Source organism: Sorlinia euscelidii, from assembly GCF_036452135.1.
In the GTDB taxonomy this organism is placed as follows: Bacteria; Pseudomonadota; Alphaproteobacteria; order Acetobacterales; family Acetobacteraceae; genus Sorlinia; species Sorlinia euscelidii.
In genome coordinates this window covers 103,921-120,446 of the sequence record NZ_JAWJZZ010000003.1, presented here as the reverse complement: position 1 = coordinate 120,446, position 16,526 = coordinate 103,921, and the positions used below count along the sequence as shown (strand labels likewise).

Below are 16,526 nucleotides of genomic sequence, written 5' to 3'. Positions count from 1 at the left end.
ACAAATAAAAAACAGAAGAGGGCCTTTCCATATTGTTGCACGGCAAATGAAACGCTTTTTTAACTCCAATAAAAACTTAAAATCGCGCGTACACCTCTGATTTTTGGCGGTTTTCTGCGGTTTTTTATTTGACTTCCCATAAAATCCCATGATATCCCACAAAATGACAAAGACACTCGTTAACTGATTTCACGGGTGTTTGATGACAGATTTTGACGGGAGCAAGGCGGCGTGAGTGTGTTTTTAGGCACGCACCAAAACCGTTTTGACGCCAAAGGGCGTGTATCAATCCCCGCACCGTTCCGGAACGCGCTTAAGGCGCTGCATTCCGACGATGGTGCGCTTGTGATCCTGCGCCCATCGCATTTGCACCCTTGCATTGAAGCCTGGCCCCCCTCCTCTTTCGGTGCGCTTGCCCGCCCGCTTGACGACATCGACATTTTTTCCGAGGAGCATGACGACCTCGCTGCCAGCCTCTATGCCGATGCCTATCCAATCGATTCGGATAAAGAGGGCCGCATCATCCTCCCCGATATGCTCAAGCAACATGCGGGATTATCTGACGACGTCACTTTCATGGGCCTCGGACGCGTTTTTCAGATCTGGGAGCCGGGTGCGGCCATCAGAAGGCGGGAGGAAGCGCGCCTGCGTACCCGCACGACCCTGGCGCAGCGTTCCGCTTCATCCATCAAGGGGTCAGACGCATGATGACCCTTCCGCTTTCCCCGCGCGTCAAAATGTCAACCGTGCCGCAATCTGAAGGCCATAACCCGGTCATGCTGCGTGAGGTCCTCACGCTGTTGCAGATCAACGGGCGTGGCACTTACCTTGATGGGACGTTTGGCGGCGGTGGCTATATGCGCGCCATGATGGCCGAGTCGCCAGCCCATCTCTTCGCACTGGATAAGGACCCTGACGCGATCACGCGCGGGCAGGCGCTGCAGGCCCAATCTGCCGCTGATAATCGCGGGGCCGCACCCACTTTTGAGATCCGCCAGGGTAATTTCCGCGACATGGCCACGCTTTTCGCCGATGTCGCGCCGTTTGACGGGATTGTGCTTGATCTCGGCGTGTCATCTTTCCAGATCGATCAGGCTGAACGCGGTTTCTCCTTCCGCCAGGATGGGCCGCTCGATATGCGTATGTCACAATCCGGTCAATCCGCGGCGGATCTCGTCAATGAGGCGGATGAGGCCACGCTGGCGGACATCATCTATCACTATGGTGAGGAGCGCCTCGCCCGCCGTGTCGCCCGCGCGATTGTCACGGCGCGGCAGGAAGAACCCATCCAACGGACGGGACAGCTTGCCGCCATCATTCGCAAGGTGGTGCATCCTGACCGCTCACGCATTGATCCGGCGACACGGACTTTTCAAGCCATTCGCATCGCCGTCAATGACGAGATGAATGATCTCGAGCGCGTGCTGGAGACAGCACCCGCTTTGTTACGTGAGGGGGGGCGCCTCGTGGTGGTTACGTTCCATTCGCTGGAGGATCGCCTCGTGAAACGCGCCATGCAGGCGTCCGCGGGTCGCGTCGCGCGCCCGTCGCGCCACATGCCGATTACAATGGCGGAGCCGACAAATATGTTCCGGCTGCCGCACGGGAAGCCGCTCACCCCTTCTGACGACGAAATTCAACAAAACCCGCGCGCCCGCAGCGCAAAAATCAGGGTACTGGAAAAAACACGACATATTATCGAGCCACTCGAGGGCACATCATGATTCGGCCATATACTATTTTTTGCGTTCTGCTTGCCGGCGCATCCGGGCTTTTCCTTTACTCGAAGAAGCATCAAACAAATGTCCTTGACGACAATATCAGGACCATTGTGCGACAGACGGACGATGTACGGCAGCAAACCGCCATGTTGCAATCCCAATGGGCGCTTCTAAACCAGCCGGATCGCCTGCAGAAACTTTCTGCGCGCTTCCTGACGGATCTCACGCCGATGGCGCCCACGCAATATAAGAGATTAGGCACGGCCATTGCCGCATTGCCAGCCCCCGGTCGTGCAGGACCGCAACGTGATGTGATGGTCGCGGCGGCTTCCGCTCCGGCGGACGACACTTTGGCGCAGTATTCAGCGCTTGCGCCCGCAACGCAGATGGGTCCGGCCATAAAAGCCAAGCCGACTGAAGTCATGGCCGCCGCACAGCGAGACGCGTCGCCCCATCATGTTGTAACCGATAAGCCCCATCTTTCAACGCGCCTGGCCCTGGCCACACCCCCCTTGAAACATGAGGCGACACCGGCGGTGCGCGCGCATGCCGATTCGCATGTGCATTACGCCACGTACCGCGGCGCCCGCGCTGTAGCGACGCCTGCTGTGGCCTGGCGCCCCTCCTCAGGCGGGCGTCTGGCAGCCACGAAAACACGTTACCGTCAGCTGGGTACACATAATACGGAGTCCACTTTTGCAATGGCTGACGGTGCGTTGCCACCGCCCGCGCCACGGCGCAATTAATTTGTCCCACCTAGTAAACCGTGCCCACCCCACCTCACGATGACGGAAAACGCAGAACGCGTCTGAACCGGAGAGCGCAACGCCCCGCTGCCCCCATCGCAGCCCGGCGGGAGCCGCCTTATCTGGAGCGGATGCATATCCGTATTTTCTGGGTCGGTGTTGGGTTTACGTTTCTTTTTCTGGCGCTCTGCCTTCGCCTCCTCCTTGTCTCCATCATCAATCCGATGTTGCCGACCAGTGGTGAAGCCAGCGCCCAAATCCCGATTGTGCCGGATCTGACGGAAGGCAATGACGGGCGGACAATGCCGGTTTTACAGGTGCAGCGCGCCGCGATCACGGATCGCAATGGCCAGATCCTGGCCATGTCCCTCCCCGTTGCGCAAGTCTACGCCAACCCGCAGGAATTGATTGACCCCGCCGACACTGCAAAAAAGCTCAAGACGGTTCTGCCGGATCTCGATGTGAAATCGACGGTGCAGAGGCTGCGGCAGGACAAGCAGTTTGTTTATCTTGCGCGGGACATCTCACCGTCACAGCAACTGGCTGTCAATAATCTGGGCATCCCCGGCATTTACTTCGAAAATGGTGAGCGTCGTCATTACCCGCTTGGCCGAACCGCCGCTCAGATATTGGGTGCCGTGGATATTGATGACCATGGCGTGGCGGGTATTGAGAAATTTTTCAATGACCGCCTTTTGAAAGATCGGACACCGATCCGCCTTTCCATCGATACACGAGTGCAGGTTGTCACGCGCGATGTGGTCAATGAAGCGATGCATCATTTCCAGGCGAAGGGCGCGGCCGGAATCGTCATGGATGTGCGGACGGGTGAAATCCTTTCAATGGTTTCCCTGCCCGATTATGACGCCAATGATTTTGGCCGCGCACCGGACGATGCCCGCTTCAACCGCGCTGTGACGGGCATGTATGAGCCCGGATCGACCTTCAAGTTGCAAGTCGCCGCGGCCGCGCTTGAAATGAAAGTCGCGCATATCTGGGACCGGTTCTCAACCATTCCGATCAAGATTGGGCGCTTCACCATTCGTGACATCAAGTCAGATCATTTTGCCCCCTGGCTGGCCCTCCCGGATGTATTGGCGAAATCCTCCAATCCCGCAGCGGCCCATATCGCGCTCGATATCGGGGCGGAAAGGCAGCGATTATGGCTGGGACAAATGGGATTTCTTGACCGCGTGCCCGTCGAACTTCCCGAAGCCGCCCGCCCCATTGTGCCCGCCCGCAAAAACTGGGGGGTCGCGACGGTGATGACGATCGGCTTCGGTCACGGCATTGCGGAATCGCCTCTGGCCATCGTCCGTGGCACAGCGGCGACTGTGAATGGGGGCATCCTCATCACCCCAACCCTCCTTTCACGCGATGAGGACCCCGACACGCTGGGTGCGGAGGAAGCCACGCCGAGCACAGGCGTCGGCCTGCCGCCCACGCGGGATGGTGATGAGCGCGCCGTGACGCCCGTGGGGCGACGCGTCCTTTCTGACGGCACATCCCGCCTTCTGCGCCGGATGCTGCGCCTCGACGTGACGCAGGGCACAGCCAGAAAAGCCGAGGTGCCGGGTTATTTCGTGGGCGGCAAAACCGGCACGGCGGAAAAGATCGGCGCGAATGGGCACTATCTCAAACACGCGAATATCTCCGCTTTTACATCGATTTTCCCCATGAATAATCCGCGTTACGCCGTATACGTCATGCTCGATGAACCAAAGGGCATCCCGGAGACCTACAATTTCTCAACAGCGGGCTGGAATGCAACGCCGACAGCCGGGAAGTTGATCGCGCGCATTGGTCCCATACTCGGGCTTTTCCCCGACGTGGAAAATGCCGCTAAAATCGATGCCGCCCTGGCCATGCCGCTGGAGCCCGCCATCCCACCCGGCGTGCGACCGCTCGGGCCGGGAAATGACCCGGGCGCGGCGCGGGTCAGGAAAGCGGAGAAAAAACCGCAATCCACCAAACTGAAATCATCGTCACATCCCAGGAAGTAAAGGAGGGTCGTTTGCCATGCAATTGCAGAAGCTATTCAGACAAGCGCGCATCAGCCTGCCCGCCTCCTTAAAGCCGGAATGGGCGGATCGGGAGGTTGGCGGGGTGACGGGTGACAGCCGCCTGGCCACGCAGAACAGTCTTTTCGTCGCGATTGATGGCGCCGCCGTCGATGGCGCAACCTATATTCCGCAAGCTGTGGCGAAGGGGGTTGATGTCGTCATGTCCCCTCACGGCCCGAATGCGGTGACCATCGTCGCGGGCCGTGAAACCCTCCATCTCGCCTCCGCCAATCCCCGGCGTGACCTCGCCCTTCTCGCCGCCGCGTTTTATGGCGCGCAACCTGCCGAGATCGCGGCGATCACCGGCACGAATGGCAAGACGAGCACGGCCGATTTTCTGCGGCAGATCTGGATGATGCGGGGCGTGCGTTGCGCCAGTATCGGTACGCTCGGCCTCGTTTCTGAGGGTCTGGACCTGCGCCTTCCCCCTTTGACAACGCCCGACCCGGTCAAACTTGCTGAGACATTGCATGAGCTGAAAACCCATCATGTTGATCATGTTGCGTTGGAAGCCTCGTCTCACGGGCTTGACCAGTTTCGCCTGGATGGCGTCAGATTGACACGCGTGGGTTTCTCCAACCTCACGCGGGACCATCTGGATTACCATCAGACTCTCGCCGCCTATCGCAACGCCAAATTGCGGCTTTTCAAAGACATTCTCCCTGAAGGCGGCGTGGCGGCAATCAATGCGGATATGGACCCGGAAACTTTTGCGGCATTGAAGGATATTGCGACGTCACGCGCCCTCGCACTCCGCACGGTGGGGATGGCCGGTGAGGCGCTGCGACTTGTCGATGCAACGCCCCTCCCGACAGGGCAGCGTCTGAAACTCCGCCTGTACGGGGAAATGCTGGATGACATCACCATCCCCCTCATCGGGCGCGTGCAGGTCAATAATATTATGCTGGCGGCCGCTCTGGCCTGGGACGATGAAGATTCCGCCCGTCAGATCTGCCAGAGTCTGACACAGTTACAGGGCGTGCGCGGGCGGTGTGAATTTGTCGCCACATCGCATCATGGTGCTTCGATATTTGTGGATTACGCCCACACGCCCGACGCGCTCGGCCACGTGCTGCAAAGCCTGCGCCCGCATGCGCAGCGTCGACTGACGGTCGTTCTCGGCGCGGGTGGCAATCGTGATCAGGGGAAGCGCCCCTTAATGGGTCAGATTGCCGCCAGATATGCAGATCAATGCATCGTCACCGACGATAATCCGCGCGATGAGGACCCCGCCACCATCCGCCGGGCCGTCATGCAGGGATGCCCCGACGCGACGGAAATCGGCGACCGCCACACAGCCATCGCCCACGCCGTGCTGCATGCCGAACCGGGCGAAATCGTCGTCGTCACCGGCAAGGGGCACGAAACCGGGCAGATCATCAAAGGCGCGGTGCATCCATTTGATGATGCCGCCGTCATAAGAGAAATTTTGACAGCCGCGCAGGGCGGTTCTGACATTGAGGCAGCAGACGGGGTGAATGCACATGACACGCCTGGTTAAGCGGCAAAAGGGAAGTGAGATGACCGTTTTATGGAAAGGTGAGGAGCTGGCCGAGGCGACGGGTGCGGTAACGGCCCCGGATATTGCCATCACCGGTATTTCCATTGATACGCGCACTCTGCAGCCCGGTGATCTCTTTATCGCCCTCGAAGGCGCGTCACATGACGGGCATGACCATGTTGCGGAGGCTTTCAGCAAGGGCGCGGCGTGCTGCATCGTGCATCGCCCTGTTTCCGCGTCCGGTCCCGTCATCAACGTGCCGGATAGTCTAAAAGCGCTGCAGGCGCTGGGCCTATACGCGCGCAGCCGCTTTACCGGCAAAATGATCGCCATCACCGGCAGTGTCGGCAAGACAACGACGAAGAACATGCTCCATGCGGCTTTAGCAACGCAGGGCCGCACCCATGCCGCGGATAAGTCCTTCAATAATCATATCGGCGTGCCGCTGACATTGGCGCGTCTGCCCCGCGACGTCGCCTGGTGTATCTGCGAAATCGGCATGAACCATGCTGGCGAGATCGCGCCACTTGCGCAAATGGTCCGCCCGGATGTCGCCATCATCACATCCATCGGAAACAGCCATATCGGGCATCTTGGCTCACTTGAAGCGATCGTGGAGGAGAAATCCGCGCTTTTCGCCAGTCTCCGCCAGACCGGAACCGCCATCGCCCCCGACGCGGTTTTTGGCAGGGACACCCTCAAACGCAAGCTTGGAGCTTCCCGCGCACGCTTTATCGGCGTCGGTATCGCGCCCTCTGCGGATATGCGCCTGCTCGATCTTCAGATGACGGCTGAGGGGAGCAGCTTCACCTTCTCCGGGCGTCATGTCGCACTCAATGTGCCGGGGCGGCACCTTGCGGAGGATGCCGCGCTCGTCCTTGCAGGGGTGAAGTCCGTCGGCGCGGATCTGGATCTCGCCATTGCCGCCCTTGCCCGTTACAGGCCGGATGCGGGACGCGGCATGCGCCTGCCAATTCTGGATGATTCCGTTACGCTTCTGGATGAAAGTTATAACGCCTCCGGCTTGTCAATGCGGGCCGCACTCGCCACCCTCGCCCTCATGCCGGCAAAGCGTCGGATTGCCGTTCTGGGCGACATGCTTGAAATGGGTGACCACGCGCAGGAAGCCCATCTGGCGTTGCTGCCGGACATTGTCGCGAGCGCTGACGCGCTTTATTGCTGTGGCGCCGCGATGAAAGATGTTTTTGACTACCTTCCGGCAGGAAAAAAAGGCGCCTGGTGCGAAACCGCTGACAGGCTTGCACCGCTCTTAATCAAAGGGCTCGCCGCCGGGGATGTCGTCCTCGTCAAAGGCAGCTTCGGAAGCCGCATGCGCGATGTCGTCGACGCACTGAAAAAGCAAGGAAATCAAGGCTGATGCTTTACAGCTTGTTCGCCGTAAGTGAGAGCGGTCATGGTGGCCTGTTCAATCTGTTCCACTATCTGACGTTCCGGTCCGGCGGCGCGTGTCTCACGGCTCTGATTATCAGCCTCAGCCTCGGGCAACCTTTCATACGCTATCTCAGACGCATCCAGCGCGACGGCCAGCCGATCCGGGAATTGGGCCCCGAACGCCATCTGACTGAAAAAGCCGGCACGCCGACAATGGGCGGCGTCATGATCTTTCTGTCCCTCATCGCGTCAACTCTTTTGTGGGCTGATCTAAGAAATGGCTTCGTCTGGGCCGTTCTGTTTGTCTCCTCCGCATTTTTCGCCGTCGGGTTTGCGGATGATTATCTGAAACTCTCCCGCCGCAACAGTCGTGGCGTGTCCAAGAAAATGCGACTGGGATGTGAGTTTCTCGCCGCGCTCATTGCCGGTTACTGGTTGCAAAGCCTGATGCCGGTCGGGATGCAGAATGCCCTGGCCATTCCTTTCATCAAAAATCTCCTCATCCCGCTTGGCTTCGCCTTCCCCATCTTCGCCATGTTGACGATTGCGGGTTTCGGCAATGCGGTGAATTTTACGGATGGGCTCGATGGGCTGGCCATTGTGCCGACTTTGATGGCGACACTTGTCTTCGGTGTCATCACTTATCTGGTCGGTAATCGTGTCTTCGCAGAATATCTTCAGATCCATTTTATCCCCGGCACGGGTGAGCTCTCTGTTTACTGCGCCGCCCTGGTGGGGGCGGGTCTCGGATTTCTCTGGTTCAATGCCCAACCGGCTGAAGTTTTCATGGGGGATACCGGGTCCCTTCTGCTTGGCGGTGCGCTTGGCGCGATAGCTGTCGCGATCAAGCATGAAATCGTTCTCTGTATTGTCGGCGGGCTGTTTGTCGTCGAAACAATTTCCGTCGTTATTCAGGTATTCTGGTTTAAACGAACCGGGCGGCGCATTTTTCTGATGGCCCCGATCCACCATCATTTTGAGAAAAAAGGATGGTCCGAGTCTAAAATTGTCGTCCGATTCTGGATCGTCGCTTTCGTGCTGGGGCTGATCGGTCTATCAACCCTCAAACTTCAGTAGATCGTTCCAGATGACCCACCCATTTCCCACCACGCTTTTCAAGGACCAGCAATTTCTGGTCGTCGGCCTCGGCAGAAACGGCTTTGCCGCCGTCAAAGCCCTGCTTGAAATGGGTGCGCGGGTCATGGCCTGGGATGATCGTCAGGAGTTTGACCGGACACGCGCGCATCCCCGCCTCACATACGCGTCCCCATCCACCCTCGAAGGGTTTGACGCGCTGATCCTCTCGCCTGGCATCCCGCACCATCTCCCCCGTCCCCACCCTTTGGCGGCGCTGGCGCGGCGTGAGGGGATACCTATTCTGTCGGATGCCGAAATTCTTTATCGGGCCGTGAGAGCACAGGGCTCGAAAGCAAGATTCGTTTCCGTCACCGGAACGAACGGGAAGTCGACGACAACGGCGCTGATCGCCCACATCCTCGCTTATGCCGGTTATAACGTGGCGGCTGGCGGCAATCTCGGCCCCGCCGCGCTCGCGCTTCCCCTATTGGATGATCGGGGCGTCTACGTGATTGAGATGTCCTCCTACATGCTGGAAAGGCTGGACAGCTTCCACGCTGATGCGGCCTGCCTGCTGAACCTGACGCCCGACCATATGGAACGTCACGGCGATATGGCCCATTACGCCGCGGCGAAGGCGCATGTTTTTGACCATATGACGGCAGCGGATCGCCTGATTGTCAGTATCGATGACGCGGAATGTCGGGATATTTATGAGAAGCTCCGTGCGCGCGGCGCGCAACCACGTGCGCTTTCCCTGCACCAGCCCGCTGATTTGACGCCGACCTTGCTGGACTTGTCACAGGCACAATCTTTGCCGGGGACGCATAACATGCAGAATGCCCTCGCCGCCTACGAGATTTGCCGCTTCCTCGGCGTAGCAGAGGAGAAAATTCTGGCGGGGCTCAACAGCTTCCCCGGCCTTCCCCATCGGCAGGAAATTGTGGCCCACGTTGATGGCGTGGCTTTCATCAATGACAGCAAAGCAACAAATGCGGAGTCAGCGGCCAAGGCACTGCAATCTTATGACCGCGTCATTTGGATCGCGGGAGGGCAGGCCAAGGAAGGTGGGATCACGTCGCTCACTCCCCTCTTAAATCGCGTCACAAAGGCCTTTCTCATCGGTGAGGATGCCTCGGAACTCGCCGAGACTCTTGAAGCAAACAAGGTGGCGTGGGAGACCTGCATCACGCTGGAGCGCGCCGTCAGCCAGGCTTTTGCGGCGGCGAAAGCAAGCCGGACGAACGTTGTTTTACTTTCCCCCGCCTGCGCCAGCTTCGATCAATTCACGAATTTTGAAGCGCGCGGCTCGGTATTTCGGGATCTGGCGCGATCTCTCGACACGCCTGCAAAACTTTCGGCATGGGCCGAAGGTGAAAAGAGCTGATATGGCTGGTCTCTCCCGCGTTGATAATTCGGCTTTCGGGCGCTGGTGGCGCAATATTGACCGCGTGACACTTTACTGCGTCGGGGTGCTTCTGGCTTTCGGTTATATCCTCGTCCTTGCCGCCAGCCCGGCTGTCGCCGTGCGTATCGGCGCATCGCGTGAGATGTTCATTCTCAAGCAGGTGATTTTTCTGGCTGTGGCCGGCATTGTAACGTTGTTCGTCTCCACCATGTCGCGTGAGGCGATCCGCAAAATGGCGCTAATCGGTGGCGGCCTCGCTTTGCTGGCCACGCTCATGACGCTGGTGCATGGGCTGGAGATCAAAGGGGCACGGCGCTGGATCGCTCTGCCCTTCATGTCTGTCCAGCCTTCCGAGTTTCTCAAACCATTTTTCGCGATTGTCACGGCGTGGCTGCTCGCCAAACGGCGCCAGACGACGCGCGACGGTAAAATGCTGCATTTCCCCGGCATGGTCATCGCTTTCGGCGTTTACGCGGTCATCCTTTTCCTCCTGAAATCGCAACCGGATATCGGCATGCTCTCCGTCGTGACGATGGTTTTTTTTGTGCAGCTTTTTGTCGATGGATTGCCGCTGATTTTCGTCGGTGCGGGTATCGGGGCCATGATCGCCGCCTTTATCGGCGCTTTTATCGCCTTCGCCCATGTTCGCTCCCGTGTTGAACGCTTTCTACATCCTAATCTGGGTGACCATTACCAGATCGACATGGCCCTGCGCGCTTTCGGCAATGGGGGGCTACTGGGTCGCGGCCCGGGGGAAGGCCGCGTGAAGGATCTGCTTCCCGATGCCCATGCGGATTTCGTATTCGCCGTTGCGGGGGAGGAATATGGCATGATCGTCTGCGTCGCCGTGATCGGCGTGTTTCTTGTGATGGTCATTCGCAGCCTGCAACGAGTCCTTCGTGAGCAGGACCCCTTCGTCATCGTCGCAGTGTCCGGTCTTATCGCGGGGTTCGGCCTTCAGGCTTTTATCAATATGGGCTCAACACTGCATCTCATCCCGACCAAGGGAATGACCTTGCCGTTCATCTCCTATGGTGGTTCCTCTGCATTGTCGGTGGCGTTGACAATGGGCATGATCCTGGCTTTGACACGACACCATGTCGGATCGGACACGAACTTCCTCCATGGTGGCAGCCCGGATATGCGACGAAACTGGACAAACGGCACGCGGAGGCACCTCCCGTCATGAAAAAGACAATCATCATCGCCGCAGGGGGGACAGGCGGGCATTTCTTCCCTGCGGAAGCTCTGGCCCTGGCCCTGCAACAGCGCGGTTATCACCTGGTTTTGATGACTGATTCCCGCGCCGGTCATCGTTCGTCAGGGCCATTTGCCGACCAGCCGCAATATGTCCTGCGGGGGCGCGGTGTCGCGGGTAAAACACCTTGGACGAAACTGCGCAATCTTTACGAGCTTTTCCAAGGCGTGCAGGAAGCACGGCGGCTTCTCCGGCAATTGCGGCCGGCAGCCATTATCTGTTTCGGCGGATATCCCTCCATCCCGCCTGCGATCGGAAATCTCAATATATTCGGGCGTAGCCGCGCGAAATTGATCCTGCATGAGGGCAACGCCCTTCTGGGCAAGGCAAACCGCTTTCTGGCCCGGCGCGCCAGCGTCATCGCCACGTCATTTCCGAAACTTGAGGGACGGATGCCACCGCGTCCCATCATTTATACCGGGATGCCTGTGCGCCCGGAAATCGAGGCCCTTTACACGCGCCATTACACAGATGCGCGGGCACATATCAATCTGCTCGTGTGGGGCGGCTCCCTCGGGGCGCAGGTTTTTTCAGAAATCGTGCCGGACGCGCTGAGTCGACTTCCGCAGGAGGTCCGGCATCGCCTGCATGTCACACAGCAGACAAAGGAAGGCGATATCAGCAAAGTGCGGGAAGTCTATGAGACGGCCGGGATTGAATGCACGCTGGCGCCGTTTTTTGAAGATGTTGCGGGGCTTCTGGGACGCAGCCACCTGGTGATCGGGCGCGCCGGGGGCTCATCCGTTGCGGAGCTGACCATGGCAGGATGCCCCGCCATCCTCATCCCCCTCCCCATTGCCGCTTCGGATGAGCAATCCGCCAATGCCCGAAAGTTGGAGGAAGGCGGCGCGGGCTGGTGCATCAACCAGTCAGATCTGACCGCGGCGCATCTCTGCGAGAAAGTCGAGGCGCTTCTCACCAACACTGACCAATTGGCCGAGGCATCCAGCGCGGCCCATCGTCTGGCAATGCCCGCCAGCGCCGAACGTCTCGCTGAGGTGGTAGCGTCTCAGATCGGGGATGCTTCGCCTCATTGAATGATATGATACTCGTTTCGAAAGCTTGTTGACATGCGCGCGCTTCCCCTCTCGATTGGCACCCTGCATTTTGTCGGTATTGGCGGCATTGGCATGTCGGGCATCGCCGAGGTTCTGCATTTGCTCGGATATAAGGTCCAGGGCTCCGACATTGCGGAAAACAACAATGTACTGCGCCTGCGTGATCAGGGCATCCATATTGAGATCGGCCACACAGCGGAAAATCTGGGTGACGCGCAGGTTGTCGTGACGTCAACCGCCGTGCGGCGGGACAACCCGGAAGTCGTCGCCGCGCGGGAGCGCCATATTCCGGTCGTGCGCCGGGCGGAGATGCTGGCGGAACTGATGCGCCTCCGCTGGTCCATCGCGATTGGCGGCACGCACGGTAAAACGACCACAACCAGCCTCGTCGCCGCGGTGCTTGAGCAGTCTCGCCTTGACCCGACCGTCATTAATGGCGGGATCATCGAAGCTTATGGCACAAATACCCGCATGGGGTCCGGGGACTGGATGGTTGTCGAAGCGGATGAAAGTGACGGGTCTTTCCTCCGCCTCCCCGCTGTTATTGCTGTCGTCACGAATATGGACCCGGAACATCTCGACCATTGGGGAAATGAGGAGGCCATGCAGGCGGCCTATCATCAGTTTATCTCCAATATTCCGTTTTATGGTTTCGCCGTCTTATGCATTGATCACCCGGAGGTGCAGCGTATGATTCCGCGCCTCTCCGATCACCGCATCATCACTTATGGCTTCAGTCAGCAGGCGGATATCCGGGCGGAGAAGCTTGTTGCGGACCGCCTTGGCGCAACATTTGAGGTGGTCGTCTCCAATCGCGCCAGTAAAGTGACGCGGCGGGCCGGGCCTTTCCGCCTGCCGATGCTGGGTCAGCATAATGTCCTGAACGCCCTCGCCGCGATCGCCGTGGCGACGGAAATGGATATCAGCGACGACACGATTCGCTCCGCCCTTGCGAGCTTCCGGGGCGTCAAACGGCGTTTCACCCGGGTGGGGGAACATAATGGCGTTTCCATTATCGATGATTATGGCCACCATCCGATAGAAATCGCGGCAGTCCTGCGCGCGGCCCGTCAGGCCGGGGCGCATCACGTCATCGCCGTCGTGCAGCCACATCGCTATTCCCGCCTCAAGGCGTTGTTTCATGAGTTCTGCACCTGCATGAATGACGCCACAACCGTCATCATCGCCGATGTCTACGCCGCGAATGAACAGCCTATCGAGGGATTTGGCCGTGATGCGCTGGTCGAGGGCTTGCGGGCCAGCGGGCACCACTCGGTTGTGCCTCTGCCGGGGCCGGAGCATCTGGCTGAGATGATTAATGTCATCGCGAAACCGGGTGACTTTGTCGTCTGTCTCGGCGCAGGGTCCATCACCCACTGGGCCCAGGCCCTCCCGTCACAGCTTGAAGCGCTGTCCCCTAAAAAAGCGATCAAGGCTGTCTCAGGATGATGTCGCGCCTCCGACAGGCCAAAGTCCGGGGCCGCCTGCAATTTGATGCCCCCCTCGGTCCGAGAAGCTGGTTTCGCACGGGGGGAAACGCTGAGGCGCTTTTCACACCGGCGGATCGAGAGGATCTCGCGCAGCTCCTCCGACAGCTTGACCCACGCATCCCGGTCACGGTGCTGGGTGCATGCTCCAACGTGATCATTCGCGATGGCGGCATTAAAGGGCTCGTCATTCGTTTAGGGGGCGCGTTTGCGCAGGTCATGCGTCAGGCTGATGAGGTGATTGCCGGTGCGGCCGCTCTCGATACGACAGTCTCCGAGCAGGCAGCCGCCTGGGGGCTTTCGGGATTGGAATTCATGATTGGCATACCGGGCGCCATTGGCGGCGCCGTCATCATGAATGCCGGCGCGCACGGTTCCGACACAAGTAAGGTTCTGAGTTGGGCGGAAATCATGGACCGGCGGGGCCATATCCAGCGCCTGAGCCATGCCGACCTCAAATTTTCCTATCGACATGCGACATTGCCGGAGGGCGCCATCGTGCTGCGCGTCGCCCTGCGCGGCAAGCCCGCGGAACCCGCCAAGATCCGCGCCCACATGGCTGAGATCAAAGCGCAACGCGACGAAAGTCAACCCGTCCGGGCGCGGACAGGCGGGTCAACCTTCCGCAATCCGACAGGCCAGAAGGCCTGGGCGTTGATTAACGCAGCGGGGTGCCGGGGCCTTCGGCATGGGGGCGCGCAAGTCAGTGAAAAACATTGTAACTTTCTCCTTAACCTCGGTGACGCTACCAGTGCGGACCTTGAAGCGCTCGGCGAGACGGTGCGACAAAAAGTCCAGAACCATGCGCAGGTGCAGCTTGAGTGGGAAATTAAAAGATTAGGAGAAACGCGATGAGCCTTCACGTCGCGATCCTGCATGGTGGCATCAGCCATGAACGAGATGTCAGCCTGAGAGGCGGCCGCGCCGTGGCGGAGGGTCTGCAAGCGCATGGTTATGCCACGACCCTGATTGATGTTAGTGCGGACATCGCCGCCACGATCACTGAAATCCGGGCCTGCACGCCGGATGTTGTCTTCAATAATCTCCATGGCCCCCTGGGGGAGGATGGCGCAATCCAAGGCGTGCTGGAGTGGCTGGACCTGCCCTACACGCATTGCGATATACGCACCTCTTCTCTCGCGATGAATAAAGCCGCCTCGCGTCAGATTTTCGCGGCGGCCGGCATTCCCATCGCACCGGGACGACTCCTCACTCCGGCAGAACTTGCCGCCGCCCACCCTTTTGAAACGCCTTACGTTGTCAAACCCGTCGCGGAGGGCTCGTCCTTCGGAGTGCATGTCATCAAAGGTGATGACGCGGCGATGCAGCGACGGGATATTGCGTCAAGCTGGACCTATGGCGACGTTCTGCTGGCTGAAGCCTTCATCCCGGGGCGGGAGTTAACCGTCAGCGTATTGGGAGAGCGGCCCCTGACCGTCACGGACATCGTGGCTGAGTCCGCGCAGGACGGGTTTTATGATTACCACGCCAAATATGCGGCGGGCGGGTCCCGGCACAGTCTGCCAGCCAACATACCCGGGCGGGTTTTTGAAGATGCGCTGCGCTATGCCCGAGAGGCCCACGCCGCGCTCGGCTGCCGCGGCGCCACGCGCGCGGATTTCCGATATGATGACTCGCGATCGGAAAACGCATTGGTCATCCTTGAAGTCAATACCCAACCGGGCATGACCCCGACCTCGCTGCTGCCCGAGCAAGCGGCCCATTGCGGGATGGATTTTCCTCAACTCTGTGACTGGATCGTTCAGGAGGCCTGGGGTCGACGCAAGGTGCGCGGATGACGAGGGCACGGTCAGAGAGGAAACCGCCGACGCGCGACGTCTATCTTCAGGACCGCCCTTCACGCATCGCGATGTTTTTGCGGCGCGTCCGGCGTACCGCGCCGCAAATTATTTTTGTGGCACTCCTCGTCGCGGTGCTGGGCGGGTGCGGTTACCTTTTTTTTCAGCAAATCTCTCAGTCGCGGAACGATATATTCAGATCCTGGCTGGAGGACCATACTTTATTACCCATTAACCACATTGATATTATCGGTGCGCGACTGACATCGCGGGCGGAAGTGGAAAAAGCTTTAGGCGCAGCACGCGGGAAACCTATTTTCAGTTTTGCGATTGCGGACGCGCAGAAACGTCTGAGTGCGTTGCTGTTTGTCTCAAATGTCACGGTGCAGCGGCGTATGCCCGATACCGTGCGCATCGTGCTTGAGGAACGGGACCCGCTGGCCATCTGGCAGATCAAAGGCAAATTCATGCTGATCAACCGGGATGGGGCGCAGATCGCCGATGCTTTCGGGCTGCGTGACCATGTTCGGGCGTTTATGTCACTCCCACTTGTGGTGGGTGACGGGGCGGATAAGGCCGCGCCGGATTTCCTCGCCGCACTGGCTGAGGCGCCGACCGTCCGGCCCTTCGTCGCGGCTTCCATCCGGGTGGGACATCGTCGCTGGACGCTTTTACTTAAAGATGGCACGCAGATTTATCTTCCGGAAGGGCATGAGCGGGAAGCGTTAAAGCGCCTGACACTTTACCAGCAGAAATTTCGCCTGCTTGAACGCCCCGTCCCCCTCATCGATATGCGTCTCCCTGACCGCATGGTGATCCGCCTGCCGCAATCCCCGTCTGTCGGCAATCATGTGGCGCAGGATCTCTTGAAGACGCAGCATGCAGCCCCCGGAAAAACGCCGCCTGATAGCCGTCCGCCCGAAAAATCCCTGCATGGCGACAGCGTTCCGGCACCGCCCGCGCGCCGCCCCTTTCGGGTCGCACGCTTCCTCTCCCTCTGACGCCTTGATGAGACT

The 16,526-nt window shown here is 59.3% G+C and carries 14 protein-coding genes; all 14 read left to right on the top strand.

What is annotated here, in order from left to right:
- Positions 1-231 precede the first annotated feature (231 nt).
- Positions 232-708, top strand: coding sequence for a division/cell wall cluster transcriptional repressor MraZ (mraZ, locus tag CGLAMM_RS06185; RefSeq protein WP_394820180.1), 477 nt, complete (start codon positions 232-234; stop codon positions 706-708).
- Positions 705-1,724, top strand: coding sequence for a 16S rRNA (cytosine(1402)-N(4))-methyltransferase RsmH (gene rsmH / locus CGLAMM_RS06180; protein ID WP_394820179.1), 1,020 nt, complete (start codon positions 705-707; stop codon positions 1,722-1,724). Before mraZ ends, rsmH begins: the two co-directional genes overlap by 4 nt.
- Positions 1,721-2,467: a cell division protein FtsL gene (gene ftsL, locus CGLAMM_RS06175; RefSeq protein WP_394820178.1), complete on the top strand. Its 747-nt coding sequence runs from the start codon at positions 1,721-1,723 to the stop codon at positions 2,465-2,467. Before rsmH ends, ftsL begins: the two co-directional genes overlap by 4 nt.
- Positions 2,468-2,598: 131 nt before the next feature.
- Positions 2,599-4,470: a peptidoglycan D,D-transpeptidase FtsI family protein gene (locus tag CGLAMM_RS06170; protein ID WP_394820217.1), complete on the top strand. Its 1,872-nt coding sequence runs from the start codon at positions 2,599-2,601 to the stop codon at positions 4,468-4,470.
- 16 nt (positions 4,471-4,486) lie between these two features.
- Positions 4,487-6,031, top strand: coding sequence for a UDP-N-acetylmuramoyl-L-alanyl-D-glutamate--2,6-diaminopimelate ligase (locus tag CGLAMM_RS06165; RefSeq protein ID WP_418115488.1), 1,545 nt, complete (start codon positions 4,487-4,489; stop codon positions 6,029-6,031).
- A gap of 19 nt (positions 6,032-6,050) precedes the next feature.
- Positions 6,051-7,409: a UDP-N-acetylmuramoyl-tripeptide--D-alanyl-D-alanine ligase gene (locus CGLAMM_RS06160; RefSeq protein WP_394820216.1), complete on the top strand. Its 1,359-nt coding sequence runs from the start codon at positions 6,051-6,053 to the stop codon at positions 7,407-7,409.
- Positions 7,409-8,500, top strand: a complete 1,092-nt coding sequence (gene mraY / locus CGLAMM_RS06155) for a phospho-N-acetylmuramoyl-pentapeptide-transferase (RefSeq protein ID WP_394820177.1) — start codon at positions 7,409-7,411, stop codon at positions 8,498-8,500. The genes CGLAMM_RS06160 and mraY overlap by 1 nt, the downstream gene beginning before the upstream one ends.
- A 10-nt stretch (positions 8,501-8,510) precedes the next feature.
- Positions 8,511-9,887 (top strand): UDP-N-acetylmuramoyl-L-alanine--D-glutamate ligase, encoded by a 1,377-nt coding sequence (gene murD, locus CGLAMM_RS06150; protein ID WP_394820176.1) that lies wholly within the window; start codon positions 8,511-8,513, stop codon positions 9,885-9,887.
- Between the two features lies 1 nt (position 9,888).
- Complete coding sequence (locus CGLAMM_RS06145) at positions 9,889-11,097, top strand: FtsW/RodA/SpoVE family cell cycle protein (RefSeq protein ID WP_394820215.1); 1,209 nt, start codon at positions 9,889-9,891, stop codon at positions 11,095-11,097.
- Positions 11,094-12,203 carry an undecaprenyldiphospho-muramoylpentapeptide beta-N-acetylglucosaminyltransferase gene (gene murG, locus CGLAMM_RS06140; RefSeq protein ID WP_394820175.1) on the top strand — a complete coding sequence of 370 codons (1,110 nt, stop codon included), beginning with the start codon at positions 11,094-11,096 and terminating at the stop codon, positions 12,201-12,203. Before CGLAMM_RS06145 ends, murG begins: the two co-directional genes overlap by 4 nt.
- A gap of 33 nt (positions 12,204-12,236) precedes the next feature.
- On the top strand, positions 12,237-13,673 hold the full coding sequence (gene murC / locus CGLAMM_RS06135) for a UDP-N-acetylmuramate--L-alanine ligase (RefSeq protein ID WP_394820174.1): 1,437 nt from the start codon (positions 12,237-12,239) through the stop codon (positions 13,671-13,673).
- Positions 13,670-14,566 carry a UDP-N-acetylmuramate dehydrogenase gene (gene murB / locus CGLAMM_RS06130; protein ID WP_394820173.1) on the top strand — a complete coding sequence of 299 codons (897 nt, stop codon included), beginning with the start codon at positions 13,670-13,672 and terminating at the stop codon, positions 14,564-14,566. Before murC ends, murB begins: the two co-directional genes overlap by 4 nt.
- A complete protein-coding gene (locus CGLAMM_RS06125; RefSeq protein ID WP_394820172.1) occupies positions 14,563-15,510 on the top strand; it encodes a D-alanine--D-alanine ligase in 948 nt (315 codons plus the stop codon). Before murB ends, CGLAMM_RS06125 begins: the two co-directional genes overlap by 4 nt.
- Complete coding sequence (locus tag CGLAMM_RS06120; RefSeq protein ID WP_418115487.1) at positions 15,507-16,511, top strand: cell division protein FtsQ/DivIB; 1,005 nt, start codon at positions 15,507-15,509, stop codon at positions 16,509-16,511. The genes CGLAMM_RS06125 and CGLAMM_RS06120 overlap by 4 nt, the downstream gene beginning before the upstream one ends.
- The last annotated feature ends 15 nt before the right edge of the window (positions 16,512-16,526 follow it).

Bases quoted from the DNA above. Each gene is read 5' to 3' on its own strand.
- rsmH (WP_394820179.1), top strand. From the start codon at position 705: ATGATGACCCTTCCGCTTTCCCCGCGCGTCAAAATGTCAACCGTGCCG.
- ftsL (WP_394820178.1), top strand. From the start codon at position 1,721: ATGATTCGGCCATATACTATTTTTTGCGTTCTGCTTGCCGGCGCATCC.
- CGLAMM_RS06170 (WP_394820217.1), top strand. From the start codon at position 2,599: ATGCATATCCGTATTTTCTGGGTCGGTGTTGGGTTTACGTTTCTTTTT.
- CGLAMM_RS06165 (WP_418115488.1), top strand. From the start codon at position 4,487: ATGCAATTGCAGAAGCTATTCAGACAAGCGCGCATCAGCCTGCCCGCC.
- CGLAMM_RS06160 (WP_394820216.1), top strand. From the start codon at position 6,051: ATGACCGTTTTATGGAAAGGTGAGGAGCTGGCCGAGGCGACGGGTGCG.
- mraY (WP_394820177.1), top strand. From the start codon at position 7,409: ATGCTTTACAGCTTGTTCGCCGTAAGTGAGAGCGGTCATGGTGGCCTG.
- murD (WP_394820176.1), top strand. From the start codon at position 8,511: ATGACCCACCCATTTCCCACCACGCTTTTCAAGGACCAGCAATTTCTG.
- CGLAMM_RS06145 (WP_394820215.1), top strand. From the start codon at position 9,889: ATGGCTGGTCTCTCCCGCGTTGATAATTCGGCTTTCGGGCGCTGGTGG.
- murG (WP_394820175.1), top strand. From the start codon at position 11,094: ATGAAAAAGACAATCATCATCGCCGCAGGGGGGACAGGCGGGCATTTC.
- murC (WP_394820174.1), top strand. From the start codon at position 12,237: ATGCGCGCGCTTCCCCTCTCGATTGGCACCCTGCATTTTGTCGGTATT.
- murB (WP_394820173.1), top strand. From the start codon at position 13,670: ATGATGTCGCGCCTCCGACAGGCCAAAGTCCGGGGCCGCCTGCAATTT.
- CGLAMM_RS06125 (WP_394820172.1), top strand. From the start codon at position 14,563: ATGAGCCTTCACGTCGCGATCCTGCATGGTGGCATCAGCCATGAACGA.
- CGLAMM_RS06120 (WP_418115487.1), top strand. From the start codon at position 15,507: ATGACGAGGGCACGGTCAGAGAGGAAACCGCCGACGCGCGACGTCTAT.